21 protein-coding genes and 3 tRNA genes are annotated in these 23,558 nt (G+C 69.8%); 2 read left to right on the top strand and 22 right to left on the bottom strand.

Annotated elements, in window-relative coordinates; genetic code table 11:
* The first annotated feature begins 2 nt into the window (after positions 1 to 2).
* Positions 3 to 581: a hypothetical protein gene (locus tag JUB10_RS11155; RefSeq protein WP_207456728.1), complete on the top strand. Its 579-nt coding sequence runs from the start codon at positions 3 to 5 to the stop codon at positions 579 to 581.
* Between the two features lie 21 nt (positions 582 to 602).
* Here the strand turns inward: JUB10_RS11155 and JUB10_RS11150 are convergent, their stop codons facing one another.
* From JUB10_RS11150 to JUB10_RS11080, 15 genes are all read right to left on the bottom strand, one after another.
* A complete protein-coding gene (locus JUB10_RS11150; RefSeq protein ID WP_207456726.1) occupies positions 603 to 2,900 on the bottom strand; it encodes a RelA/SpoT family protein in 2,298 nt (765 codons plus the stop codon).
* Positions 2,901 to 2,983: 83 nt separating this feature from the next.
* Positions 2,984 to 3,970 (bottom strand): protein translocase subunit SecF, encoded by a 987-nt coding sequence (secF, locus tag JUB10_RS11145; RefSeq protein ID WP_207456724.1) that lies wholly within the window; start codon positions 3,968 to 3,970, stop codon positions 2,984 to 2,986.
* Positions 3,967 to 5,769 carry a protein translocase subunit SecD gene (gene secD / locus JUB10_RS11140; RefSeq protein ID WP_207456722.1) on the bottom strand — a complete coding sequence of 601 codons (1,803 nt, stop codon included), beginning with the start codon at positions 5,767 to 5,769 and terminating at the stop codon, positions 3,967 to 3,969. The genes secF and secD overlap by 4 nt, the downstream gene beginning before the upstream one ends.
* A gap of 77 nt (positions 5,770 to 5,846) precedes the next feature.
* Positions 5,847 to 6,227, bottom strand: a complete 381-nt coding sequence (locus tag JUB10_RS11135; protein ID WP_207456720.1) for a preprotein translocase subunit YajC — start codon at positions 6,225 to 6,227, stop codon at positions 5,847 to 5,849.
* A gap of 87 nt (positions 6,228 to 6,314) precedes the next feature.
* Positions 6,315 to 7,352, bottom strand: a complete 1,038-nt coding sequence (gene ruvB, locus JUB10_RS11130) for a Holliday junction branch migration DNA helicase RuvB (protein WP_207456718.1) — start codon at positions 7,350 to 7,352, stop codon at positions 6,315 to 6,317.
* Complete coding sequence (ruvA, locus tag JUB10_RS11125) at positions 7,349 to 7,954, bottom strand: Holliday junction branch migration protein RuvA (RefSeq protein ID WP_207456716.1); 606 nt, start codon at positions 7,952 to 7,954, stop codon at positions 7,349 to 7,351. Before ruvA ends, ruvB begins: the two co-directional genes overlap by 4 nt.
* The gene (ruvC, locus tag JUB10_RS11120; protein ID WP_207456715.1) at positions 7,951 to 8,520 is read right to left on the bottom strand and encodes a crossover junction endodeoxyribonuclease RuvC; all 570 of its coding nucleotides are present in this window, start codon (positions 8,518 to 8,520) and stop codon (positions 7,951 to 7,953) included. The genes ruvA and ruvC overlap by 4 nt, the downstream gene beginning before the upstream one ends.
* Positions 8,521 to 8,531: 11 nt before the next feature.
* A complete protein-coding gene (locus JUB10_RS11115) occupies positions 8,532 to 9,293 on the bottom strand; it encodes a YebC/PmpR family DNA-binding transcriptional regulator (RefSeq protein WP_207456714.1) in 762 nt (253 codons plus the stop codon).
* A 102-nt stretch (positions 9,294 to 9,395) separates the two neighbouring features.
* A complete protein-coding gene (gene pdxT / locus JUB10_RS11110; RefSeq protein ID WP_207456713.1) occupies positions 9,396 to 9,989 on the bottom strand; it encodes a pyridoxal 5'-phosphate synthase glutaminase subunit PdxT in 594 nt (197 codons plus the stop codon).
* Entirely contained in the window at positions 9,979 to 10,881 is a 903-nt protein-coding gene (pdxS, locus tag JUB10_RS11105) for a pyridoxal 5'-phosphate synthase lyase subunit PdxS (RefSeq protein ID WP_207456711.1), read from the bottom strand. Before pdxS ends, pdxT begins: the two co-directional genes overlap by 11 nt.
* Positions 10,882 to 10,986: 105 nt before the next feature.
* Entirely contained in the window at positions 10,987 to 11,550 is a 564-nt protein-coding gene (locus JUB10_RS11100) for an HIT family protein (RefSeq protein ID WP_207456710.1), read from the bottom strand.
* Positions 11,550 to 13,502: a threonine--tRNA ligase gene (gene thrS / locus JUB10_RS11095; protein WP_207456709.1), complete on the bottom strand. Its 1,953-nt coding sequence runs from the start codon at positions 13,500 to 13,502 to the stop codon at positions 11,550 to 11,552. Before thrS ends, JUB10_RS11100 begins: the two co-directional genes overlap by 1 nt.
* Positions 13,503 to 13,622: 120 nt before the next feature.
* Positions 13,623 to 15,473, bottom strand: coding sequence for a glycosyltransferase (locus JUB10_RS11090; protein ID WP_207456708.1), 1,851 nt, complete (start codon positions 15,471 to 15,473; stop codon positions 13,623 to 13,625).
* An 85-nt stretch (positions 15,474 to 15,558) separates the two neighbouring features.
* Positions 15,559 to 17,133 (bottom strand): chitinase, encoded by a 1,575-nt coding sequence (locus tag JUB10_RS11085; RefSeq protein WP_207456707.1) that lies wholly within the window; start codon positions 17,131 to 17,133, stop codon positions 15,559 to 15,561.
* Positions 17,130 to 19,424 (bottom strand): glycosyltransferase family 2 protein, encoded by a 2,295-nt coding sequence (locus tag JUB10_RS11080; RefSeq protein ID WP_207456706.1) that lies wholly within the window; start codon positions 19,422 to 19,424, stop codon positions 17,130 to 17,132. The genes JUB10_RS11085 and JUB10_RS11080 overlap by 4 nt, the downstream gene beginning before the upstream one ends.
* Positions 19,425 to 19,674: 250 nt before the next feature.
* Between JUB10_RS11080 and JUB10_RS14935 the strand changes: the two genes are divergently transcribed.
* Positions 19,675 to 19,797 (top strand): hypothetical protein, encoded by a 123-nt coding sequence (locus JUB10_RS14935; protein ID WP_278250357.1) that lies wholly within the window; start codon positions 19,675 to 19,677, stop codon positions 19,795 to 19,797.
* 9 nt (positions 19,798 to 19,806) lie between these two features.
* Here the strand turns inward: JUB10_RS14935 and JUB10_RS11075 are convergent, their stop codons facing one another.
* The 7 genes from JUB10_RS11075 to JUB10_RS11045 all read right to left on the bottom strand — a co-directional run bounded on the left by JUB10_RS11075 (position 19,807) and on the right by JUB10_RS11045 (position 23,469).
* Positions 19,807 to 21,327, bottom strand: coding sequence for a threonine/serine exporter family protein (locus JUB10_RS11075; RefSeq protein WP_207456705.1), 1,521 nt, complete (start codon positions 21,325 to 21,327; stop codon positions 19,807 to 19,809).
* A 43-nt stretch (positions 21,328 to 21,370) separates the two neighbouring features.
* The gene (locus JUB10_RS11070) at positions 21,371 to 22,195 is read right to left on the bottom strand and encodes an aldo/keto reductase (RefSeq protein ID WP_207456704.1); all 825 of its coding nucleotides are present in this window, start codon (positions 22,193 to 22,195) and stop codon (positions 21,371 to 21,373) included.
* A gap of 57 nt (positions 22,196 to 22,252) precedes the next feature.
* Positions 22,253 to 22,435 (bottom strand): hypothetical protein, encoded by a 183-nt coding sequence (locus JUB10_RS11065; RefSeq protein WP_207456703.1) that lies wholly within the window; start codon positions 22,433 to 22,435, stop codon positions 22,253 to 22,255.
* Between the two features lie 219 nt (positions 22,436 to 22,654).
* Complete coding sequence (locus JUB10_RS11060) at positions 22,655 to 22,972, bottom strand: hypothetical protein (RefSeq protein WP_207456702.1); 318 nt, start codon at positions 22,970 to 22,972, stop codon at positions 22,655 to 22,657.
* Between the two features lie 231 nt (positions 22,973 to 23,203).
* A tRNA-Val gene (locus tag JUB10_RS11055) sits at positions 23,204 to 23,275 on the bottom strand.
* 17 nt (positions 23,276 to 23,292) lie between these two features.
* Positions 23,293 to 23,363: transfer RNA gene (locus tag JUB10_RS11050), tRNA-Cys, on the bottom strand.
* Positions 23,364 to 23,397: 34 nt separating this feature from the next.
* Positions 23,398 to 23,469, bottom strand: a tRNA-Gly gene (locus JUB10_RS11045).
* Positions 23,470 to 23,558 lie beyond the last annotated feature (89 nt).

Here is a 23,558-nt window from a genome sequence, read left to right as displayed (position 1 = left end):
TCATGCCACGCCTCTCCCCCGCGCTCGGCCTCCGGGAGCTTCCGCTGCCCGAGCTGTGCGCGGCGCGTCTCGACGGTGAGCTGTGGCCGGTCGGGGCGGGCTTCGTGCCGGTCGACGAGCCCGACACCGCCGAGCTGCGGGCCCGCAGCCTCGCGGTCGAGCTGCCGCCGCGGCTGATCGCGGAGCTCTCCACCGCGGCGTGGGTGTGGGGTGCGCTCCCCTTCCCGCCCTTGCCGCTCGAGCTGTGCGCGGCCTCCACCGCGCGCACCCGGGCCCTCGGGGTCACCCGGTGGAGCGTGCGTGAGGTCGTGCTCGACGTCGCGGAGACGGTCGAGCTGGGCGGCATCCGCGTCACGACCCGTGGGCGCACCGCGGCCGACCTGCTGCGCTCGCTCGAGGCGTTCGGCGAGCGAGAGGCGGCCGTCGTGCGGCGGCTGCTCGACGGCGAGGAGGCGGAGTGCCGTCGCGTGCTCGGACGGCGCAACCTGCCTCAGCGCCGGCGCGCCCTCGCCCGGCTCGACGGGCTGACAGCGGGCGCGTCGGAGCTCGACCGAGCCGGCGACCCCGCGAGGCCGCCGTGACCGGCGGGAAGCCGGCCCCGGTCAGCCCGCGGAGACGCGGTAGACGTCGTAGACGGCGTCGATACGGCGCACGGCGTTCAGCACGCGGTCGAGGTGGGTCGTGTCGCCCATCTCGAAGACGAAGCGGCTGAGCGCGAGACGGTCGCTCGAGGTCGACACGGTGGCCGAGAGGATGTTGACGTGGTGCTCGGAGAGCACGCGCGTGACATCCGACAGCAGACCGGAGCGGTCGAGAGCCTCGACCTGGATCTGGACGAGGAAGACGCTCTTGGAGGAGGGCGCCCACTCGACGTCGATCATGCGGTCGGGCTCGTTGAGCAGGCTCGCGACGTTGTGGCAGCTGACCTGGTGCACCGAAACGCCCTGGCCGCGCGTGACGAAGCCGACGATCTCGTCGCCCGGCACCGGGGTGCAGCACTTGGCGAGCTTGACGAGGATGTCGTCCGCGCCGCGCACGAGCACGCCCGAGTCGTTGTTGCGCAGCTGGCGCGAGCGGCCCTTCGCCGGGAAGACGGGGAGCTCGTCCTCCTCGGTCTCGATCTCGGTGTGCACCATGGCGAGCACCTTCTCGATGACCGACTGGGTCGAGACGTGGCCCTCGCCGAGCGCGGCGTAGAGCGAGGAGACGTCGTCGTAGCGCAGCTGCGAGGCGACCTCGTGCAGCACGTCCTGCGTCGCGAGCTTCTGGATCGGCAGGTTCTGCTTGCGCATCGCGCGGGCGATCGCGTCGCGGCCCTGCTCGATCGCCTCCTCGCGGCGCTCCTTCGTGAACCACTGGCGGATCTTGTTGCGCGCCCGCGGGCTCTTGACGAAGTTCAGCCAGTCCTTGCTGGGGCCGGAGTCGGGGTTCTTCGACGTGAAGATCTCGACGACGTCGCCGGAGGACAGGCTGCTCTCGAGCGGCACGAGGCGGCCGTTGACCTTCGCACCCATCGTGCGGTGGCCGATCTCCGTGTGCACGGCGTAGGCGAAGTCGACGGGCGTCGCGCCGGCGGGCAGGCCGATGACCTTGCCGTGCGGCGTGAAGACGTAGACCTCCTTCGCCCCGATCTCGAAGCGCAGCGAGTCGAGGAACTCGCCGGGGTCGGCGGTCTCCGCCTGCCAGTCGGAGATGTGGGCGAGCCACGCCATCTCGGTGTCGGTCGCGGCCTCCGCCGCGCCCTGACGTCCCGCCTGCTCCTTGTACTTCCAGTGCGCGGCGACACCGAACTCGGCGCGCTGATGCATCTCGTGCGTGCGGATCTGGATCTCGACCGGGCGTCCCTTGGGGCCGATGACGGTCGTGTGCAGCGACTGGTACAGGTTGAACTTCGGCGTCGCGATGTAGTCCTTGAAGCGACCGGGGATCGGCTTCCAGCGCGCGTGGATCGCGCCGAGCACCGCGTAGCAGTCGCGCACCGTGCCGACGAGCACGCGGATGCCGACGAGGTCGTAGATCTCGTCGAACTCGCGCCCGCGCACGATCATCTTCTGGTAAATCGAGTAGTACTGCTTCGGCCGGCCGACGACCTTGCCGCGGATGCGCGCCTGCTTGAGGTCGTCCGCGACCGACTCGATGACCTGCTGCACGAACTGCTCGCGCTGCGGGGTGCGGGTGCGCACGAGCGATTCGATCTCGACGTAGAGCTTCGGCTGCAGCACCGCGAACGAGAGGTCCTCGAGCTCCCACTTGATCGTCTGGATGCCCAGCCGGTGCGCGAGGGGCGCGTAGATCTCGAGCGTCTCCTGCGCCTTCTTCGCCGCCTTCTCCGGCGGCACGAAGCCCCAGGTGCGCGCGTTGTGCAGGCGGTCGGCGAGCTTGATGATCAGCACTCGGATGTCCTTCGACATCGCGACGACCATCTTGCGCACGGTCTCGGCCTGGGCGCTGTCGCCGTACTTCAGCTTGTCGAGCTTGGTGACGCCGTCGACGAGCATCGCGATCTCGTCGCCGAAGTCGGCGCGCAGCAGGTCGAGCGTGTACTCGGTGTCCTCGACGGTGTCGTGCAGCAGCGCCGCGGCGATCGTCTTCGGGCCGATGCCGAGATCGGCGAGGATCTGCGCGACGGCGACCGGGTGCGTGATGTAGGGCTCGCCGCTCTTGCGCTGCTGGCCGCGGTGGGCCTTCTCCGCGGCGACGTAGGCGCGCTCGATGATCGAGACGTCGCTCTTCGGATGGTGCAGCCGGACGCTCTTGACGACCTTGTCGACCGCGTTCGCGGGCTGGGCGCGGGAGAAGAGGCGCGGGAGCACCTTGCGCAGCGAGCTCGTGGTCGGGGGGCTCGCTGGCGTCGTGGGCGCAGGCGGAGGCGGAACTCGATCGGTTCGCGTCTCCGTCATGGGCTACCTCCGGTTGACAAGTGTAGGCGCGTGGCTCCGCGCAGGTGTTCCGGCAGGGTACGCCGTGAGCGGATGCCGCCGCGTCAGGCCTCCAGCGCCTCGCGCTCCTCGCGGGCGCGCTGGCCCTGCTTGCGGATCTCCGGCTCCCGCTCGCGCAGCTGCGAGTACAGCGGCGCGGCGATGAAGATCGTCGAGTAGGTGCCGACGAGGATGCCGATGAACAGGGCGAGCGAGATGTCGCGCAGCGTGCCGGCGCCGAGCACGAGGGCCCCGATGAACAGGATCGAGGCGACGGGCAGCGCGGCGACGACGGAGGTGTTGATCGAGCGCACGAGCGTCTGGTTCACGGCGAGGTTCACCGACTCCGCGAAGGTGCGGCGCGACTCGGCGCCGTCCTCCCCCGTGTTCTCGCGGATCTTGTCGAACACGACGACCGTGTCGTACAGCGAGTAGCCGAGGATCGTGAGGAAGCCGATGACGGCTGCCGGAGTCACCTCGAAGCCGACGATGCCGTAGATGCCGGCAGTGATGACGAGGTCGTGGAGCAGCGCGACGATCGCGGCGAGCGACATCTTCCAGGTGCGGAAGTACAGCGCCATGACGACGGCGGCGAGCAGGATGAAGATCACGAGGCCGCGGAGCGCCTGCGACGTGACATCCGCGCCCCAGGTCGGTCCGATGAGCGAGGTCGTGACCTCCGACGCGGGGACGGCGTAGGCGCTCGCGAGCGCGTCGCGCACGTCCTGCGACTGGGCCTCGGTGATCGTGTCGGTCTGCACGCGCACCGCGTCGTTGCCCACGGTCGAGATACGGGGGTTGCCGTCGGCGACGACGCTCTCGACGGCGTCAGCACCGACCGCCGTGTCCGGGCTCTGCACGCCGGAGACCGTGAACTCGGCACCGCCGGTGAACTCGATACCGAAGTGGAAGCCGCCGCGCAGCAGCGGCCCGACGATCGACGCCAGGATCATGACGGCCGCAATCAGATACCAGAGCTTGCGCCGGCCGACGAAGTCGATCGAGCGCTTGCCGGTGTAGAGGTCGTTGCCGAACTCGGCGAAACCGCTCATCGGTTGCCCTTCTTCCGGTTCTTGTCGGGGCGCGGCACCGAGGTCGCGGCGGGCGGGGTCTCGGCGCCCTTGTCGGCGTCCGGTGCCGAGGTGTCGTCGAGCACGGCCGTCGCGGTGGTGCCCTTGGCCGCCGCGGCGGCCTCGGCGGCCTTGCGCTCGGCGATCGTCTGGCGGCGCTGCGCCTCGCGGCCCGCCTGGGCGCGCTTGGTGGCGGAGATCGTCTCGGCGGTGCGGAACTGGGCACGGCCGCGGTAGACGGCGCCGAGCGCCTTCGGGTCGAGACCCGAGAGCTTGTGTCCCTCGCCGAAGAACTTGGTCCTCGCGAGCAGGCGCATGACCGGGTGCGTGAACAGCGTGACGACGATGAGGTCCATGATCGTCGTGATGCCGAGCGTGAGCGCGAAGCCGCGGACGTTGCCGACGGCGAGCACGAACAGCACCGCGGCCGCGAGGAAGTTGACCGCGTCGGAGACGAGGATCGTGCGGAAGGCGCGCTTCCACCCGGCCTCGACGGCGGACTCGAGCCCTCGTCCGTCGCGCAGCTCGTCGCGGATGCGCTCGAAGTAAACGATGAACGAGTCGGCGGTGATACCGATCGCCACGATGAGGCCTGCCACGCCCGCGAGCGAGAGGCGGTAGCCCTCGGTCGACGAGAGGTAGGTGACGAAGAGGTAGGTGACGGCCGCGCTCATGAGCAGCGACGCGACGGTCACGAGCCCGAGCAGGCGGTACTGGAACAGCGAGTAGACGACGACGAGGATCAGACCGATGAGGCCGGCGAGCAGGCCGCTCGCGAGCTGGCTCTCACCGAGCGTCGCGGAGATCGTGTCGGAGGACTGCACCTCGAAGCCGATCGGCAGCGCGCCGAAGCGCAGCTGGTCGGCGAGGGTCTGCGCCGTCTCCTGCGTGAAGGAGCCGCTGATCTGCGGCTGGCCGTTCGTGATGACCGCGTTGGTCGTGGGTGCGGAGATGACCTCGCCGTCGAGCACGATCGCGAACTGGTTCTGCACGCCGGTCTGCCCGAAGAGGTACGACGTCATCTCGTCGACCTCCTGCGTGCCCTGGCCGTCGAACTCCAGGTTCACGGCCCACTGACCCGTCGACGCACCCTGCGCGGTCGTGATCGTGCCGGCGCTGGCGGTGACGATGCGCTCGCCCGCGACCCAGGTGGGACCGAGGATGTACTTGACGCTGCCGTCGTCCTGGCAGGTGACGAGCGGCTCGTCGGCGGGCGCGACGTTGGCGCCGCTCTCGTCGACCGTCGTGCAGTCGAAGTCGGTGAAGGTGTCCTGCACCGCAGGGGTCACCCAGGCGAGGTCGCCCGGGTTCGCCGGCTCGGTGGCCGGCTCGTCGGAGAGCTCCTCCGTCGGCGCCGCGGAGGGCGACGCGCTCGGGGCCGCGGTGGGAACGTCGGCCTGCAGCACGGGGCGGAACTCGAGCTTCGCCGAGGACTGGATGCGCGCGAGCGTCTCGTCGTCCGGCACACCGGGGATCGAGACGACGACGTTCTGGCCCTGCGTGTTGATCTCCGACTCGCTGACGCCGGTGGCGTCGACGCGCTGACGGATGATCGAGACGGCCTGCTCCAGCTGCTCGTTGGAGACGGCCTGGCCGTCGGCGAGCTGCGGGGCGAGGATGATCTGGGTGCCGCCCTCGAGGTCGAGCGCGAGCCTCGGGGTCCACGAGCCGGAGCCGGTGACGACGCTGCCGGCGTTCAGCCCGGCGAGGGCGGCGAGGATCACCCCCAGCCAGATGAAGGAGCGCCAGGCTTTCCTGACCGGACTCGGGCGTCGTGCCACGGTGAACTCAGCTTTCTCGTCGGCCTGCGCTCGGCGGCCATCCGCCACGCGACGACGCGTGGCGGGCGGGGTGGGTCTTAGTCGTTCGCCTTCGTGTCGCCGGGACGGGCGTCGGGGCGGGTCGAGGTCTCGACATCGGCGTCCTCGACGGCGATCGGGCGGTCGTCCGCGTCCGCGGTCGCGGGCGCCACGGCCGTCGTGTCCTCGACGACGCGGGTGAGGGTCTGGCGGTGCACGCGCACGACGGTGCCGGGGGTGGTCTCGACCTCGGCGACGTTGGTCTCCTCGTCGACCGAGAGGAGCGTGCCGAAGAGGCCGAAGCTCGTCATGACCTCGGAACCGGGCTGCATCTTGGCCTGCAGCTCCTGCTGCTGCTTCTGACGCTTGCGGTTGTTGTAGAACATGAACGCGAGCAGAGCGCCGAAGACGACGACGAGGCTGAGGGTGTAGAAGTCCATGGCTGGAACGAACCTTCCGGATCAGCGCGGAGGCGATTCCGTCGCGCGCAGGTCGATCGACCGGGATGAATTATCGACCGGGATGAATTATAGGTCACCGTCGAAGAGCGACGGCGCCTGCCCCAGGGCGACAGGGGGCTCGAGACCCAGGTGACGCCAGGCCTGCGGGGTGGCCACCCGACCCCGCGGGGTGCGGGTGAGCAGGCCGATCCGCACGAGGAACGGCTCGACGACGCTCTCGATCGTCTCGGCCTCCTCCCCCACCGAGACCGCGAGCGTCGAGAGGCCGACCGGTCCGCCGCCGAAGCGCCGCACGACGATCTCGAGCACGGCGCGGTCGAGCCGGTCGAGGCCGAGCGGGTCGACGTCGTACAGCTCGAGGGCCTGCCGCACCGCGTCGAGGGAGTCGACCTGCGGATGCACGAGCTGGTAGTCCCGCACCCGCCGAAGCAGGCGGTTGGCGATTCGCGGCGTGCCCCGTGAGCGACCGGCGATCTCGGCGAGGGCGGCACGGTCGATGTCGAGCCCGAGCAGCCGCGCGGCGCGGGCGAGCACGAGCTCGAGCTCGCCGCCGTCGTAGAACTCGAGGTGCGCGGTGAAGCCGAAGCGGTCGCGCAGCGGGTTCGGCAGGAGGCCCGCGCGGGTCGTGGCGCCGACCAGCGTGAACGGCGCGAGCTCGAGCGGGATGGACGTGGCTCCGGCGCCCTTGCCGACCATGATGTCGACCTGGAAGTCCTCCATCGCGAGGTAGAGCATCTCCTCCGCCGACCGCGCCATGCGGTGGATCTCGTCGATGAAGAGGATCTCGCCGGGCACGAGGCTCGACAGCAGCGCCGCGAGGTCTCCGGCGTGCTGGATCGCGGGGCCGCTCGACTGCCGGAGCGGTCGCTCCGTCTCCTGCGCGACGATCATCGCGAGGGTGGTCTTGCCGAGTCCGGGCGGGCCGGCGAGCAGGATGTGGTCGGGCGTTCGCCCCTGCATCCGTGCGGCGGTCAGCAGCAGTTCGAGCTGACCGCGCACCTTCGACTGGCCGACGAACTCGGCGAGGGTCGACGGGCGGAGTGCGCCCTCGAACGCGACCTCCGCCTCGGACTCGGGAACGGGACTCAGCAGGTCGTCGCTCATCGGCCGGCCGCCGGCTGAGGTCCGAGCTGCGCGAGCGCCGCCCGCAGCTGCAGGGCGCTCGAGACATCCGTGCCCTGCTCCTTGCGCACCTTCTCGAGAGCGTCGCGCGCGACCTTCTCACTCCAGCCGAGGCCGACGAGGGCGGTCAGCACGTCGTCGGCGCCGCCGGCGGCCGCCGCCGGACTGGATCCGGTCGCCGCCGTGGCATGGATCTTGCCGGTGAGCGAGACGACGATGAGCTTGGCCGTCTTGGGACCGATGCCGGAGACGCGGCGGAACGCGGCGTCGTTCTCGTCCGCCACGGCCTGAGCCACATCCGCAGGCGTCATGACGGCGAGCACGCCCATCGCGGACTTCGGGCCGACGCCGCCGACGCTGCGAAGCAGGTCGAACACCCCGAGTTCCTCGGCCTCGAGGAATCCGAAAAGGGAGAGGTCGTCCTCGCGCACGACGAGGGCCGTGTGCAGGCGGGCTTCAGCCCCGACGCGCAGCGAGAGGGCAACCGGCGGCGTGACCGTGACGGCGAGACCCACTCCCCCGACTTCGAGGACGACGCTCGATCCTGCGGCGTGCAGCACCGTGCCGCGGACCGACGCGATCATGGGATGGGCCTCCGTTCGCGCGCCCGCCGTTCGGCGGCGCGCCACTTCTCCTGGGCGGGGGTGAGGGCGGATGCCGCAGCGCCTGCCGCACTCGGCGCGCCGCGCCAGGCGTGGCACAGCGCGAGGGCGAGCGCGTCGGAAGCATCCGCGGGTTTGGGCAGTTCGGTCAGCCCGAGCACGCGCTGCACCATCGTGGCGACCTGCTTCTTGTCGGCGGACCCGTAGCCGGTGACGGCGGCTTTGACCTCGCTCGGGGTGTGCAGGCCGACGGCGAGGCCCCGCTCCGCCGCGGCGGAGAGGGCGACACCGCTGATCTGGGCGATGCCCATCACGGTCGGCAGGTTGTGCTGGGCGAAGACCCGCTCGAGCGCGATCGACACGGGCTGATGCTCGTCCATGAGGGCGGCGATCCCGCGGCCGATCTCGAGCAGCCGGTGCTCGAGGGGCATCGTGGGCGGCGTGCGCAGCACGGTCACCGCGACGAGCGTCGCCCGGCGCGACCGGTCGACGTCGACGATCCCGACTCCACAGCGCGTGAGACCAGGGTCGATCCCGAGAACGCGCATGGGGCCAAGTATCAGTCCTCTTCGTCGAGCTGTGCCTGCACCTCGGCGGGGATGTCGTAATTCGCGTAGACGTTCTGCACGTCGTCCGAGTCCTCGAGCGCGTCGATGAGCTTGAACACCTTGCGCGCGGTCTCGAGGTCGACCTCGATCTTCACGCCCGGCACGAACTCCGCATCGGCCGACTCGTAGTCGATGCCGGCGTCCTGCAGGGCGGTGCGGGCGGCGACGAGGTCGCTCGCCTCGGTGATGATCTCGAAGCCCTCGCCCTGGTCGACGACCTCCTCGGCGCCGGCGTCGAGCACCGCGGCGAGCACGTCGTCCTCGCTGAGGTCACCCTGCTTGGCGACCGAGATGACGCCCTTACGCGAGAAGTTGTAGGCGACGCTGCCGGGGTCGGCCATCGTGCCGCCGTTGCGCGTCATCGCGGTGCGCACGTCGGCCGCGGCGCGGTTCTTGTTGTCGGTGAGGCACTCGATCAGCAGCGCGACGCCGTTGGGACCGTAGCCCTCGTACATGATCGTCTGGTAGTCGATGGTCTCGCCCGTGAGACCCGCGCCGCGCTTGATGGCGCGGTCGATGTTGTCGTTGGGCACCGAGGTCTTCTTGGCCTTCTGCACGGCGTCGACGAGCGTCGGGTTGCCGGAGAGGTCCGCGCCGCCGATCTTCGCGGCGACCTCGATGTTCTTGATGAGCTTCGCGAACGACTTGGCACGACGCGCGTCGATGACGGCCTTCTTGTGCTTGGTCGTCGCCCACTTGGAATGCCCGCTCACGGTGCTCCTTCAAGTAGTGGAATGAACTGCGACAGTCTAGCGGCGCGGCGGCACCGGCCGTCGGATGCCTCGGGAGCCCAGTCGTAGGCCGCCTGAGGAGGCCTAGGCCGACCGGACCTTGTCGAGGAAGTACCGGTGGAAGCGGTAGTCGTTCGTCACCTCGGGATGGAACGAGGTGCCCAGCAGGTTGCCCTGCTCCGCGGCAACGATGCGGCCGTCGTCGAGGGTCGCGAGCGCGGTGACATCCGCCGAGACCTCCTCGATCGCAGGGGCGCGGATGAAGACGGCGTGCACGGGCTCGTCGCCGAGCTGCGGCACGTCGAGGTCGGCCTCGAACGAGTCGTTCTGGTTGCCGAACGCGTTGCGGCGCACCTTGACCGCGAGTCCGCCGATGGAGCGCTGGCCCTCGATCGCGTCGAGCACGGTGTCGGAGAGCATGATGAGCCCGGCGCACGTGCCGTAGACGGGCAGCCCGTCGTCGATCGCGGCGCGCAGCGGCTCGGCGAGACCGAAGGAGCGGCTGAGCTTGTCCATGACGGTCGACTCGCCGCCGGGGATGACGAGCCCGTCGACCTCCGCGAGCTCCTCGGGGCGACGCACCGGGCGGGCGTCGGCCCCGAGGGCAGTCAGCACCGCGAGGTGCTCGCGGAAGTCGCCCTGGAGGGCGAGGACGCCGACGCGGGGCTTACCAGCCACGCTCGGCGAGGCGGTGCGGCGCGGGGAGGTCGGCGACGTTGATGCCGACCATGGCCTCGCCGAGACCGCGGGAGACCTCGGCGATCACCTTGGGGTCGTCGTAGAAGGTCGTCGCCTTGACGATGGCGGCGGCGCGCTGCGCGGGGTTGCCGGACTTGAAGATGCCCGAGCCGACGAAGACGCCGTCGGCGCCGAGCTGGATCATCATCGCGGCATCCGCGGGGGTGGCGACGCCACCGGCGGTGAAGAGCACGACGGGCAGCTTGCCGGTCTCGGCGACCTCGACGACGAGGTCGTACGGGGCCTGCAGCTCCTTGGCGGCGACGTAGAGCTCGTCCTTCGACTTCGAGGCGAGCGCGGCGATCTCGCGCTTGATCGTGCGGATGTGCTTGGTCGCCTCGGAGACGTCGCCCGTGCCGGCCTCGCCCTTCGAGCGGATCATGGCCGCGCCCTCGGTGATGCGGCGGAGCGCCTCGCCCAGGTTGGTCGCACCGCAGACGAAGGGGGTCGTGAAGTCCCACTTGTCGATGTGGTTGACATAGTCGGCGGGGCTCAGCACCTCGGACTCGTCGATGTAGTCCACGCCGAGCGACTGCAGCACCTGCGCCTCGACGAAGTGACCGATGCGGGCCTTCGCCATGACGGGGATGGAGACGGCGGAAATGATGCCGTCGATGAGGTCGGGGTCGCTCATGCGCGCGACGCCGCCCTGCGAACGGATGTCGGCGGGCACGCGCTCGAGGGCCATGACGGCGACGGCGCCGGCGTCCTCCGCGATGCGTGCCTGCTCGGCGGTGACCACGTCCATGATCACGCCGCCCTTGAGCATCTCGGCGAGGCCGCGCTTGACGCGGCTCGTTCCGACCTGCGAAGTACCGGTGGTGTCAGTCATCTGCTGTGAGAAGCCTTTCGAATCGAACACCCAAGTCTACGACGCGGGGGCGACGGATGACGGCGGGTGGCACGTTCTGGAACGGCAAGCGTCGGTGCGGCGCGGTCAGCGGGTGGGCCAGGCGGCCGCGAGCTCCGTCCGCACCTCGCCGAGCAGCCGCGGCACGGCCTTCGTGCCGGCGATGATCGGGAAGAAGTTGGAGTCGGTCGCCCAGCGCGGCACGACGTGCTGGTGCAGGTGCTCCGCGACGCCGGCGCCGGCGATCCGGCCCTGGTTCATGCCGATGTTGAACCCCTGCGCCGTCGACACCTGCCGGGTCACCCGCATCGCGGTCTGCGTGAGGTCGGCGATCTCCCGCGTCTCCTCCTCGGTCGCGAGGTCGTAGGTGGAGACGTGGCGGTACGGGCAGACGAGCAGGTGGCCGCTGTTGTACGGGAACAGGTTGAGCAGCACGTAGGCGTGCTCGCCGCGGGCGACGATCAGCGCCTTCTCGTCGTCGAGCGTCGGGGCGACGCAGAACGGGCACGTGTCCTCGCCGCCGATCCCGCCCTGCTCGATGTAGACGATCCGGTGCGGCGTCCAGAGCCGCTGGAACGCATCCGGCACGGCGGCGAAATCCTGCGAGGACTCCGCCTCCGGGTAGTCGGTGCCGTCGTAGTCGCGGGCCACTAGACCTGCACCTTGCTGCGGATCGCCTCCACGATCTTCTCGATCGCGTCGTCGACGGGCACGCCGTTCTCCTGCGAGCCGTCGCGGTAGCGGAAGCTCACCGCACCGTTGGCGCGGTCCTCCTCGCCGGCGATGAGCTGGAAGGGCACCTTCGCCTTCGTGTGGTTGCGGATCTTCTTCGGCATCCGGTCGTCGGAGTGGTCGACCTCGGCGCGGACGCCGACGGCCTTGAGCCGGGCGATGACCTCGTCGAGGTAGGGGCCGTACTCCTCGGCGACGGGGATGCCGACGACCTGGACGGGCGAGAGCCAGACCGGGAACGCGCCGGCGTAGTGCTCGAGCAGGATGGCGAAGAAGCGCTCGATCGAGCCCAGCAGGGCACGGTGGATCATCACGGGGCGCTGGCGGGTGCCGTCGGGAGCGGTGTACTCCAGCTCGAAGCGCTCGGGCAGGTTGAAGTCGAGCTGCACGGTCGAGAGCTGCCAGGTGCGGCCGATCGCGTCGCGCGCCTGCACGGAGATCTTCGGACCGTAGAACGCGGCGCCGCCCGGATCGGGCACGAGCTCGAGCCCGGACTCGAGGGCCACGTCGCGCAGGGTCGTCGTCGCCTCCTCCCAGACCTCGTCGCTGCCGACGTACTTGTCGGGGTTCTTGGTCGAGAGCTCGAGGTAGAAGTCCTCCAGGCCGTAGCCGCGCAGGGTCTCGAGCACGAACTCGAGCTGGCGCCGGAGCTCGTCCTTGACCTGGTCGGGCGTCACGTAGATGTGCGCGTCGTCCTGGGTGAGGGCCCGCACGCGGGTGAGGCCGGAGAGGGTGCCGCTCTTCTCGTAGCGGTAGACCGCGCCGAACTCGGCCAGGCGCAGCGGGAGCTCCCGGTAGCTGCGGCCGCGCGCCCGGTAGATCAGGTTGTGCATCGGGCAGTTCATGGGCTTCAGGTAGTAGTCCTGGCCCTGGCGGGTGACGTGCCCCTCGGCATCCGTCTCCTCGTCGAGGTGCATCGCGGGGAACATGCCCTCGCGGTACCAGTCGAGGTGGCCGCTCACCTCGAACAGTGTGCTCTTGGTGATGTGCGGGGTGTTGACGAACTCGTAGTCGTAGGCGACGAGGCGCTCGCGCATGTAGTCCTCGATCTCCTTGCGGATGATCCCGCCGCGGGGGTGGAACACCGCCATACCCGACCCGATCTCGTCGGGGAAGCTGAAGAGGTCGAGCTCGGCGCCGAGCTTGCGGTGGTCGCGGCGCGCGGCCTCCTCCAGCCGGGCCTGGTAGGCGCGCAGCTCGTCCTTCGTGGGCCAGGCGGTGCCGTAGATGCGCTGCAGCTGCGGGTTCTTCTCGCTCCCCCGCCAGTACGCGGCGGCGTTGCGGAGCAGGGCGAAGCCGTTGCCGATGAGGCGGGTCGAGGGCAGGTGCGGGCCGCGGCAGAGGTCCTTCCAGACCGTCTCGCCCGACTTCGGGTCGACGTTGTCGTAAATCGTCAGCTCGCCGGCGCCGACCTCGACCGACTCCTCGCCGCCCTCCGCCGCGCCGCCCTTGAGCCCGATGAGCTCGAGCTTGTACGGCTCGTCGGCGAGCTCGGCGCGGGCCTCGTCGTCGCTCACGGCGCGGCGCACGAAGCGCTGACCCGAGCGGACGATGCGCTCCATCTCCTTCTGCAGGGCCTTGAGGTCCTCGGGTGTGAAGGGCGCGGCGACGTCGAAGTCGTAGTAGAAGCCGTCGGTGACGGGCGGGCCGATGCCGAGCTTCGCCTCGGGGTTGACCGACTGCACGGCCTGCGCCAGCACGTGCGCCGTCGAGTGCCGGAGGATCGCGAGCCCGTCGGGCGAGTCGATCGTGACCGGCTCGACCGTGTCGGCCTCGGTCACCTCGGTGGCGAGGTCTTTGAGCTCTCCGTTGACTCGGAGGGCGATGACGGACTTGTCGTCGTAGAGGTCGAAGCCGGTACGCGGGGCCATTCCCCCAACTGTACCGGCGCGTCGAGGTGGTTCCCGCCGCGCCGGTACAGGCCTGTGGCCGCCGTCAGCTCGCGCGGATCGCGCTCCGGCCGACGGCGGACGTACCCGCTCCCCCGCGCCTCACCGCGGCCGCCTCGTCAGGACCAGCTGCCACACCCCGGCGTGTGCCGCGAGGGAGACCAGGGTCCAGTAGACGGGGGCGAGGAGGGCCGCCCGCGCGAGAGCGACGGGGCGGCGGGAGGGTTCGTCGAGCACCGCGACGAGCACGAGCGTGCCCATCCCGGCGAGGTACAGGGCGAGTCCCCCGGCGAGCAACGGCACGGGCAGCACCGGATGCAGCGTGCCGGTGAGCACCGCGGCCGACACGAGCGCGAGCAGGCCGGCCGGCAGCACGCCGAGTTGCAGCGCGGGCGTCGCAGCGATGAACATCCCGAAGCCGAGGGCGCGCCGCCGGCCGACGGCGCGCACCAGGTGCGCCGCGCGCCGCGAGTGCACGAGCGTCGTCTGCAGGTAGCCGCGCGCCCAGCGGGCGGCCTCCGCGAGCAGCGGTCGCAATGTGGTCGGGGCGGTCACGGAGGAGGTCGAGTCGACGAACCCGACGCGGTAGCCGAACGCGCTAGCGCGGACGCGCAGGTCGGCCTCGGCCGTCGCGTTGTAGGCATCCCACCCGCCGAGGTCGGCGAGGGCGCGCGTGCGGAAGTGCGCGGTGCCGCCGCCGACGGGCACCGCGAGCCCGAACGCGCCGAACGCGGCGACGACCTGCCGGTACCAGTGCCGGCACTCGAGCTCGGCGAGCCGCGTGAGCAGATTCGTGGCCGGGTTGCCGATCGACCTGCGCGTCTGCACGGCGGCCGCCGAGTCGCCGAGGCGCGCGAAGGCGAGGAAGACCTTCTTCAGCTGGTCGGGGTCGGGGTCGTCGCGGGAGTCGAACACGGCGACGAACTCCCCCGCGGCGAGGAACAGCCCGATGTTGCAGGCACGGGCGCGGGTGCGCGGGCCTCCCGCGGGCAGCGTCACGACATGGACGTTCGGCGGCAGGTCGAGCGCGGACGCGGCCCGGGCGGCGTCCGCGCCGTCGGCGAGCACGAGCACCTCGAGCTTCTCGACGGGCCAGTCGAGACGACGGAGCGATCGGATGAATCGTGGCGTCAGTCCCGTTCCGCCGACCGACGGCACGAGCACCGTGTAGACGGGGAGGTCACGGTCATCCAGCGCGGGGAGTTCCTCGGCGTCGATCCGCTCGACGACGTCCCGACGGATGACGAGCGGTGCCAGTCGCGTCAGCGTGGCGACGGCGAAGACCGCAGCGGCGACCGACAGGAGGGCGCCGACGACGGTTGCCGACCACAGCGCGACCAGCGTCGCCAGCAGGAAGAGGCCGAGGGCCGCGGCGATCTTCTGCGGTCGGCCGAGCAGCGTCCGCGCCGAGACGACGGGGTTCTGCCGGTACAACTCGTGCGCCGCGGTCTCGGCGATCTCGTGACCAAGCGCGGCGAGCACCGCGGCCTTGATCTCCCACGACGTCGCCACGGCGAACTCGACCGGCGCCTTGAGTGCGCCGCTGATCATCGCCTCGCGCTCGGGAAGCGGTTCGCGGGCCGTCGCCACGAGCACCGCGCCCGAGGGCGTGTAGCTCACGGGCATCCAGTTCTCCTCGAGATAGCGCCGCGCGCCGAAGAGCCGCACGAGCTCCGGGTCGACGGATGCCTCGTGCAGGTCGATCCGCTGAAGATCCCAGGCGAGCCCCATCACCCGCAGCAGGGCGGACGGCTCGACGATGCCGAGTCCGACGAGGATCTCGTCGATGTGCGAGCCGGTGCGCTCCTTCGCGGCGCGCGCGAGGGCGAGCTGCTCGATGCTGATGAGGTTCGAGGCGAGCAGCAGCTCGGCGTACGAGGCCGACTCAGCGCTCAGTTCCTCCACGCGCCCCTGCGACAGCCCGGGCGGGCGCGGCGGAACGGTGTGGAGCACGCGCTCATCATCCTTCGGGGTACACAGTTGTCCCCAGTCCCCAGAACGGGGTACCCAGGTGTCCCCCGGGTACCCCGCGGCCGCCTCAGCCGTCCTCGCCGGCTTCAGCCTCCTCGACGAGTTCCTCGATCTGGTCGGCCGTGAGCGGGATCCAGGGAGAGCTGTCCGGGTCGGACGAGTACGCCTCGGGACTCTCGCCCTCGTTCCACCACTTCGCCTCGTACGGAACACCCTCGAACAGCACACGGTCGGCCTTCTCGTAGGGCGCGAGGCCATCCCACTCCGGATAGGTGCCCTCAGGGAGCGTGGGGGTCTCGATCGGCTTCTCGCCGGGCAGGACCGGTCCGATCAGGGTCCAGGGTGTCTCCCACTCGTTGAGCACGGGGTCGTCCGGCAACTCGCCCTTCGTCCACCACTTCGCCTCGTACACGTTGCGGTGCCAGACGACCTTCGTGCCCTTGAGGTAGGAACTCTCCTCGGCCCAAATCGGGTACGGGCTCGTCTCGGGGTCGTCGACGAACTCGCTCGGGTCCTTGGGTTCCGGAGTGGTCACGCGGCCCGCGGAGAACATGGCCCGACCGTCGAAGTCCTCGCCGAGCAACTCCGCGAAGCGCTCGTCACCCTGGTCGATCCCGCTGCAGGCATCCGAGACACGCGTCAGGTCGACGTAGTTCGGCCCGCAGCTCACATCGCGATTGAGGGACCAGACCGACATCCGGCCGAGGCCGGTCTGCGTGGCCCACTCATTCAGGCGCCGTGCATCGTCGAGCTCGAAGACCTCGTCCTCCAGATCGTTCTGGCCGAGCATCGGAGTCGCCCCGATCTTGCGCCAGAGCGTCGCGTCGCTGAGCTCGGTGCCGGTCAGCTCGTACAGCACCCCGAGCTGCCGGTGAGTCTGAGTCAGCGCGCGTATGGAAGCGTCCGCCATCGACTCGTCGGCGTCGCGACTCTGACCGAAGTTCATCGTCATCGCGTTGATGCCGGCCACGTCGACCCCCGCCTCGAGCATCTGCCGGACGAATGTCGTGCCCTCTTCGGTGAGCCCGAACGTGCCGACCGGAAGGGTCAGCCACACGGCGAGGTCCTTGCCCGACCCTCGGCGTTCCTCCTGCAGAGCGGCGATGGCATCGGCTCGGCGCTCGCCGCCGCGCTCGTCCTCGAGGTCGTCGCCCTCGATGTCGAGGTCGATCGTGGTCACCTCGTAGCGGTCGACGACGTCACGGTAGGCGTTAAGGAGGTCCGCGTCATCCGTGCACACGGACGCGAGTTCGTCGTTGGTGAGTCCGCCGAACGAGACCGCTATCCCGCCGCCCCGCTGCTGCAGCCTGGCGATCCGGCGGTCGAGGTCGAGCGCCTCGGATGCCTCGTCGAGCGAGTACGCGTCGCCCCAGGTGGGCTCGCACTCGTCGTCGGAGGAAGCGACGATGAACGAGAGCACGACGTCCTGCGCGGCGTCGCCGGCGGGGTTCTCGAAGGCGAAGGTCGGGGTGGCGGTCGCGTCGACGTAGCCCGCGAACCACGGGTCCTCCGACGTGGTCACCTGGGCGCTGGCCCAGCGTTGCGCTCCCATCACTCCGGCACCGGCCAGGCCGCTGAGGAGGACGAGGGCGACAAGGACGCGGATCGGCGACAGTCGCCGTCCGGGATGAAGGCGGCTCATCGGGTCAGCTCCGGGGTTGCGGCGAGGGGCAGGGCGATCGCGTCGGTTCGGGCGGGAGGCTCGGCCGTGCCGTGATAGAGCACCGTCCGCCAGTCGAGAGCTGGCTCGACGGCCGGGGTCGCCGGCCGGGGAGCCCGGCTCCGGCGGGGCTTCGCTTCCACGTAGAGCCAGCGGGTGAGACCCAGCCAGATGTCGACGAGAGAGGCGCCGACACCGATGTACGCGACGATCGCGCTCAGCGCGAGCAGCGCGTTGAATGCTGCGAAGGCGGCGTTGCCCCAGTTCTCGGCCTGGAAGTCCCGCCAGAACGTGAAGGCGGAGAAGGCGACGATCGCGTAGGGCGCGACGACGTAGAGCAGGGGCGCAGCCGTGCGATCGCGCACCTTCGGGGTGCGCGCAAAGGGGATCTTCTTCCCTGTGATCGCCTGTTGGATCGACTTCACCACTCCCGCCAGGTTGACCGGCAGAAGGATCAGGTTGAACCCGTAGATCCGGAGGACATCGCTGCGCTTGTAGCCCGCATAGTGCAGGTCGCTCGCCATCGCGAGGAAGTAGGGCATCGCCGCAAGGAGCACCACCGGGCTGAGCAGCCGGCTGTCGTAGGGGTAGGCGAGCAGGAAGACCAGCCCGAAGCTCGCCCACGCGATCGAGGACATGTAGTTGACCCGGAGGAAGAGCTCCGTCCAGGTGACGCGCTCCCCTCGTGCCCGTCGCTCGCGCACCTGGCGCCAGAGCTTGGGCATGATGAGCAGCCCGCCGTTGGCCCAGCGCCGGCGCTGGACGACCAGCGAGCCGAAGTCGGGCGGCGTGGCGCTGTAGCTGAGCCTCTCCGGGTAGTTCACGAGCGACCAGTCGTGGGTGCCGAGGTCGACACTCGACTCGGTGTCCTCGATGACGGTGCGGTCCTGCACGTAACGGTGCACCGGGAAGCCTCCGACTACCTCGGTCTCGACGATGTCGTCGAGGGCACGCTTGCGGATGACGGCGTTGGCGCCGACCCAGAACGTCGCGTTGTAGTACGACTTGCCCTGGTGCAGGATGTGCTGCAGATCCGTGGTCGCCCCCGCGAGCCGTTCGATGCGGGTGCTCGCCCCTCGGAACGACGAGTACGGCGTCTGCGTCACCGCCACCCGCGAGTTCTCCGGCTGCTCGAGGAAGTAGACGAGCCTCAGGCAGTAGTCCCGCAGCAGCAGCGAGTCGGCGTCGAGCGTCAGCAGATAGTCGCTGTCGGGCACGACGAGGTCCGCTCTTTCGCTGCCGGGCACCGTGCGCAGGATGACGCCCGCCGGGCTCTCCTCGATCCGGTACGAGCCACCCATGAGTCCGATGTAGGCGTTGAGGTTCATCGCCTTGTTCGCCTCGTGCGACACCGACGCGTAGCGCTTGCGCTCGAAGGTCGAGAGCTCGGCGGTGAAGGTCCAAGCGAGACGGCGGTGGAGTTCCAACATGCGCTCGCGCGACGGGAAGGCCTGCTCCGCATTCGCCGCTCGCAGTGCGTCCGCCGTCAGCTTGAGTTCCTCGGCGAGGGCATTCAGTACCTCGTGCACGAAGAAGTGGTCGACGTGGTCGTCGAGCTTCTCGGCTCCGGCCTTGCGCTGCAGCCAGGACGCGGCCCAGACGTAGTGCGCCGCGAGCTGGGAGACGTGACGCTCGCTGACGCCTTCGCCGCTGTCGAGTTCGAAGTGCACGAGGGCGTCGGCGAAGCGCGTGGCCGGTTCGTCGAGCTCGCAGGCGATCGTCTCCCCCAGCGCGCGTGTCTGCTCGAGGCGTGCTGCCACTGCGGGATCGGTCGGGAAAGGCGGGTCGTCGAGCAGCAGGACGATGCGGAGCTTGGGGTACTCCTGCAGCGCGGCCGACCACAGCGTCGCTCGGATGACGTCCGGCTCCTCGGCGTAGCTCGGGACGAGCACCGTCATCGAACGCTGGTTGTCGGAGAAATGCCGATCGAGCTCGGCGCGAGGGACCCGCACGTGGTCCCGGAAGCGTTGAAGCGCTCCTTGTCGCGCGATGAGGTACATCAGTGCCGAGAACGTCAGGAAAGTGACGACGACGAGATACGAGATCGCCTCGGTCGTGAATCTGAAGCTCTCGGTTCCGTTGTTGAGGAACTGTCGAACGATCGTGTAGACGACGTAGATCAGCCAGAAGAGCACTGTCGCGACGATCGCGAGTCGGCTCAGAGTGATCTTGCGATCACTCGGGACGGGGTGGACAGAGGGCAGCGGTTTGAGGCGCTTCTCAGCGCCCCACTGTCGGCGTCGGGTACGCGCGACAGAAGGGTTTTCGGGCATGGGGTCCTTCTGTTACGGGACCAGGCCGCTTCGGGTACGGCTGGTTTCGGGTAGTCCCGCACCTCAACACTGGCAGGGACGCCCCCCGAACGAGCACCCCCCGTTCGGGGGGAACTGTCCTCCGGTCAGCGGACAGCCCTGTCCCCCGGCTGCGGATCGCGCGCCGGCCGGCGAGGAGCGGTCACCGTTTCAGTGCCGTCTGCGGGTCTACTGTCGGCTGATCCGAAGCGTGCGCTCCTAGCGTCGCCTCATGGAAGAACAACTCGATCTGGCGAGCTGCTCCACCTGCCACAAACCCCTCGAGGTCACTGGTGACGAGGAGTATCCGTACTACTGGTGCGTGACCTGCAAGGTGCCCAACCTGGCGATCTGAACCACGACTCTACGAACGGCCGTCGGAAGCGGTCGTCACCTCCTCCTTCTCCTCGGCAGCGACGCCGGCGAGCGAGGGGCGCCGGCGCCGCAGACGCGCCGCCGCAGGCAGCAGCACCCGATGCGACGCGCCGACGCGCCGCGCCAGGAACTCCCCCAGCGTGACGCCCGCGGCAAGACCCAGCCCGATCAGCCCGGCCTCCACCAGCATCTCGGACCCGACCCCGGCTCCGTCCTCGGCGACGATGTCGAGCATCCCCCGATAGATCGCGAGGCCCGGCAGGGGGGGGGGGGGGATCACCGCGCAGACGGTCGTCACGAGCGACGGAACCCGGATGCGCGAGGCACCCGCCTCCCCCGCGAAGCCGATCAGCAGGGCCGCCGCGGTACTCGCGGGAGCGGCGCCGATGCCGGCTCCACTCAGGAGCGAGAAGGCCACGTAGCCGCCGGCGCCCGTGAGTGCCGCGGCCAGGGTCGCCCGGTGACCGGCCTGGGACGCCATCGCCCAGGCTCCGGAGACGACGGCCGCTCCGAGCGTCTGCACGGGGAGAGGCCAGGGATTCGCCGCGGTGTCCACGAGCACGAGATCGACGCCGAGCCGCCGCGCGATGTCGAGCACCCCGCCGATGCCGACGACGATCCCGAGCGTCAACAGCAGCACCTCGAGCAGCCGACCGCTCGCGGTGACCGGGAACCCGTTGATCGCGTCGTCGGCGGCACCGACGAGCGAAAGGCCTGCAAGCAGCACCACGATGCCCGAGGCGACCACGAGCGACGGCGGCAGAGTCGTGAGTTCGAGCGGCAGCCCGGGGATCACGGCGAGCAGCAGCACCGCCACCGTGGTCGCGGTAGCGGCCCCGGCAACCTGCTGGAAAAAGGCAGGAAGACCCCAGCGGCCGAGCAGGTGCACGACGACGTCGATCACGGCGGTCGTGGCGGCCGCCAGCACGATGACGAGCGGACCCCCACCGAGCAGCACGGCGACGCCGGCGGACATCGCGGCGAGCAGCAGGGTCACGAAGGCGCGACGGTACCGCTGGGGTGCCAGCACGATCGCGTCGAGGCGCGCGTGCGCCCTCTCGAGCTGCTCCTGCACGGCGTCGCCCGCGGCGGGGTCGTCGACGGCGGCGGCCAGGCTGAGCTCGTGCGGGTTCTCGACGAGTTCGCGGGCGAGGTCGACGACCCTGGTCAGGCGGCCGTAGTCGCCGGCGCGGTTCTCGACCACGCGCAGCACGCTCATCCCCGGCGCGTCCGCTCCGCCTTCGTAGGCGACGAGGATCGAGGTGAAGGTGAGATCGACCTGGCACTCGACGCCGTAGGCGCGGCCCACGCGCCGGATGACGTCGGTGACGTCGGATGCCGCGGCGCCGAGCGAGAGCATGACCTCGCCGATCCTGACGGCCAGTTCGAGCACGCCGCGCAGGGTGCGTTCGGCGACCAGGGCTCGGGGGCTGCGCCGGCCGGCGGGGGCCGCGGGGGTACGACCTGCGACGGTCGCTGTGAAACGCTGCAGCAGACTCCGAGAGGTCATCAGGAGAGCCTAAACGGGCGGCCGAGCTCGCCGCCCGGCCGGGCTACATCTCCTCGTGCGTCATCGGGTCGCCGCCGAAAAGTCGTCCGTCCGGGCGACCCAACGCCGTGATAGCAGCGACCTCGTCGTCGCTGAGCGAGAAGGAGCCGATGTCGAAGTTCTCACGCTGCCGCTCCGGGTCGCCCGACTTCGGAATGGGCACGGCGCCGATCTGGTGGTGCCAGCGCAGGACGACCTGCGCCGGGGATACTCCATGCGCCTCGGCCGCCGCGGCGACGGGTCGCGCCTCTCGCACGGGCGCCGCCTTGCCCAGCGGGCTCCACGACTCCGTGACGACGCCGTGCTCGGCGTGGAAGGCCCGGAGCTCCTCCTGGGGGAAGAACGGGTGCAGCTCGACCTGGTTGACCGCGGGCATCACGCCCGTGGCATCCGCGACCTGCGTGAGGAACTCGGCGGTGAAGTTCGAGACGCCGATGCTGCGCACGCGTCCCTCCTCCTTGAGTCGCACCATGGCCCGCCACGTGTCGACGTACTTGCCGACGCTCGGGTTCGGCCAGTGGATGAGATACAGGTCGATCACGTCGAGCCCGAGGGCGGCGCTCGAGCGGTCGAAGGAGGCGAGCGTCTCGTCGTAGCCGTGATCCCGGCCGGGGATCTTCGTCGTCACGATCAGCTCCTCACGGGGCACGTCGCTGAGCGCGACGGCCCGGCCGACGGCGTCCTCGTTGCCGTAGTTCACGGCGCTGTCCAGGAGGCGGTAGCCGACGCCGATCGCGCTCAGCACGGCCTGCGTCCCCTCCTCGCCGCGGAGCGGATAGGTGCCGAAGCCGATCTCGGGGATGGAGGTGCCGTCGTTGAGAGCTCGCATGCACCCGACGTTACGGGGCAAGGGCTCGAAGACGACCGAGAACCGTCCCGCGTGCGATCAGACGCGCGGGTGCATCAGCTGCCAGGCGATGAGCAGACCGGATGCCCCGAGGCAGAGCCAGAGCGCGATCGCAGCGAGTTCCGCGCTCGTCTCCCGTCCCGCCCCGATGGCGAATGCAGCAGACGCGGCGAACAACACGACGACGGTGGTGATGAGCGACCGCCGGCTGTTCCACCTCATGCCCTGACGGTACCGAGAACGGCGCGTCAGAACCCGGGACCAAGGGCCCGAGCGCGCGAGATCGAGGACGGCGGGTTCCGAGCAGTGGAGTTGCTTCAGCTCGGCGTGCTCCCGTAGAACGGAAGGAGAAGGGCTCGGAGGTTGAGCGGCGGCGTGATCCGCAGAACTCCCTCCGAGCCCCTCGTTCGCCCGCCGCGTGCCCTTGCCGCGGCAGTCGCACTACTTGTCGAGCTCGAGCACACCGAGATCGTGCAGAACAGGGAAGTACTCGACCGACTCGAGTCGCTCGGTCATATAAGCGACGACCTCGTCGTTGTCGGGTTCAGGGAGCGTCGACCGTGAACTCTCCGACACCATCACCGTGCCGGAGTTCAGTAGAAACGTGGCACGCACTTCCTCTCCGGAAACGTCTATGGCACGGAGGGTGATCGCGTCGCCGCCGTTCGTTCGGGCCGTGAGCGCCGCGAAGCGCATCAAGGTGTCCGCCGCCTCATTACCCAGCAGCAGCGACTTCTGCGCGATCGTGACGTGTCTCATGACCGCACCGTAACGCGCGACTCTCTGCAGAGGCGGAAGCCGAGTCAGGGGTTGACGCGGGGGATGTCGCCGGTGCGGAGGTACCGGTTCGGGCCGTCAGAGCCCCCGAACGATCGAACGCTTGACGATCCTGATTCTCGCCTGCTGTACCCGCTGGCCTCGGGACGTCGGCACGTGTCGCACGCGCTGCCGAGGGCAAAGAGAAACCCCGGTCTAGGCCGGGGTTCTGAGTGGGCGATACTGGGTTCGAACCAGTGACCTCTTCCGTGTCAGGGAAGCGCGCTACCGCTGCGCCAATCGCCCAGGTGTTGAGTTGTGAGAGGTGGAGACGGGATTTGAACCCGCGTATACGGCTTTGCAGGCCGCTGCCTCGCCTCTCGGCCACTCCACCATGGTGAGCTCGCACTTGGAGTGACTCCCACTCGAGCGGATGACGAGATTCGAACTCGCGACCCTCACCTTGGCAAGGTGATGCGCTACCACTGCGCCACATCCGCGTTGCCCGCTTTCGCGTGCTGGAAGACTGTAACCCACGTCGGCACACGATTCCAAATCGAGCCCGACGGGGTGTCGCAAAGGGGTTGCG

The sequence above is a fragment of the Desertivibrio insolitus genome (assembly GCF_017355965.1).
Taxonomy (GTDB): Bacteria; Actinomycetota; Actinomycetes; order Actinomycetales; family Microbacteriaceae; genus JAFIQW01.
The sequence above is the reverse complement of the archived record's forward strand: the minus strand, read 5'-3'. Positions and strand labels throughout refer to the sequence as shown.

Bases quoted from the DNA above. Each gene is read 5' to 3' on its own strand.
- thrS (WP_207456709.1), bottom strand. From the start codon at position 13,502: ATGGCCCCGCGTACCGGCTTCGACCTCTACGACGACAAGTCCGTCATC.
- pdxS (WP_207456711.1), bottom strand. From the start codon at position 10,881: ATGACTGACACCACCGGTACTTCGCAGGTCGGAACGAGCCGCGTCAAG.
- JUB10_RS11060 (WP_207456702.1), bottom strand. From the start codon at position 22,972: ATGAGACACGTCACGATCGCGCAGAAGTCGCTGCTGCTGGGTAATGAG.
- JUB10_RS11065 (WP_207456703.1), bottom strand. From the start codon at position 22,435: ATGAGGTGGAACAGCCGGCGGTCGCTCATCACCACCGTCGTCGTGTTG.
- JUB10_RS11135 (WP_207456720.1), bottom strand. From the start codon at position 6,227: ATGGACTTCTACACCCTCAGCCTCGTCGTCGTCTTCGGCGCTCTGCTC.
- JUB10_RS11150 (WP_207456726.1), bottom strand. From the start codon at position 2,900: ATGACGGAGACGCGAACCGATCGAGTTCCGCCTCCGCCTGCGCCCACG.
- JUB10_RS11155 (WP_207456728.1), top strand. From the start codon at position 3: ATGCCACGCCTCTCCCCCGCGCTCGGCCTCCGGGAGCTTCCGCTGCCC.
- ruvC (WP_207456715.1), bottom strand. From the start codon at position 8,520: ATGCGCGTTCTCGGGATCGACCCTGGTCTCACGCGCTGTGGAGTCGGG.
- JUB10_RS11070 (WP_207456704.1), bottom strand. From the start codon at position 22,195: ATGCGAGCTCTCAACGACGGCACCTCCATCCCCGAGATCGGCTTCGGC.
- JUB10_RS11080 (WP_207456706.1), bottom strand. From the start codon at position 19,424: ATGCCCGAAAACCCTTCTGTCGCGCGTACCCGACGCCGACAGTGGGGC.
- JUB10_RS11075 (WP_207456705.1), bottom strand. From the start codon at position 21,327: ATGACCTCTCGGAGTCTGCTGCAGCGTTTCACAGCGACCGTCGCAGGT.
- ruvA (WP_207456716.1), bottom strand. From the start codon at position 7,954: ATGATCGCGTCGGTCCGCGGCACGGTGCTGCACGCCGCAGGATCGAGC.
- JUB10_RS14935 (WP_278250357.1), top strand. From the start codon at position 19,675: ATGGAAGAACAACTCGATCTGGCGAGCTGCTCCACCTGCCACAAACCC.
- JUB10_RS11085 (WP_207456707.1), bottom strand. From the start codon at position 17,133: ATGAGCCGCCTTCATCCCGGACGGCGACTGTCGCCGATCCGCGTCCTT.
- ruvB (WP_207456718.1), bottom strand. From the start codon at position 7,352: ATGAGCGACGACCTGCTGAGTCCCGTTCCCGAGTCCGAGGCGGAGGTC.
- secF (WP_207456724.1), bottom strand. From the start codon at position 3,970: ATGAGCGGTTTCGCCGAGTTCGGCAACGACCTCTACACCGGCAAGCGC.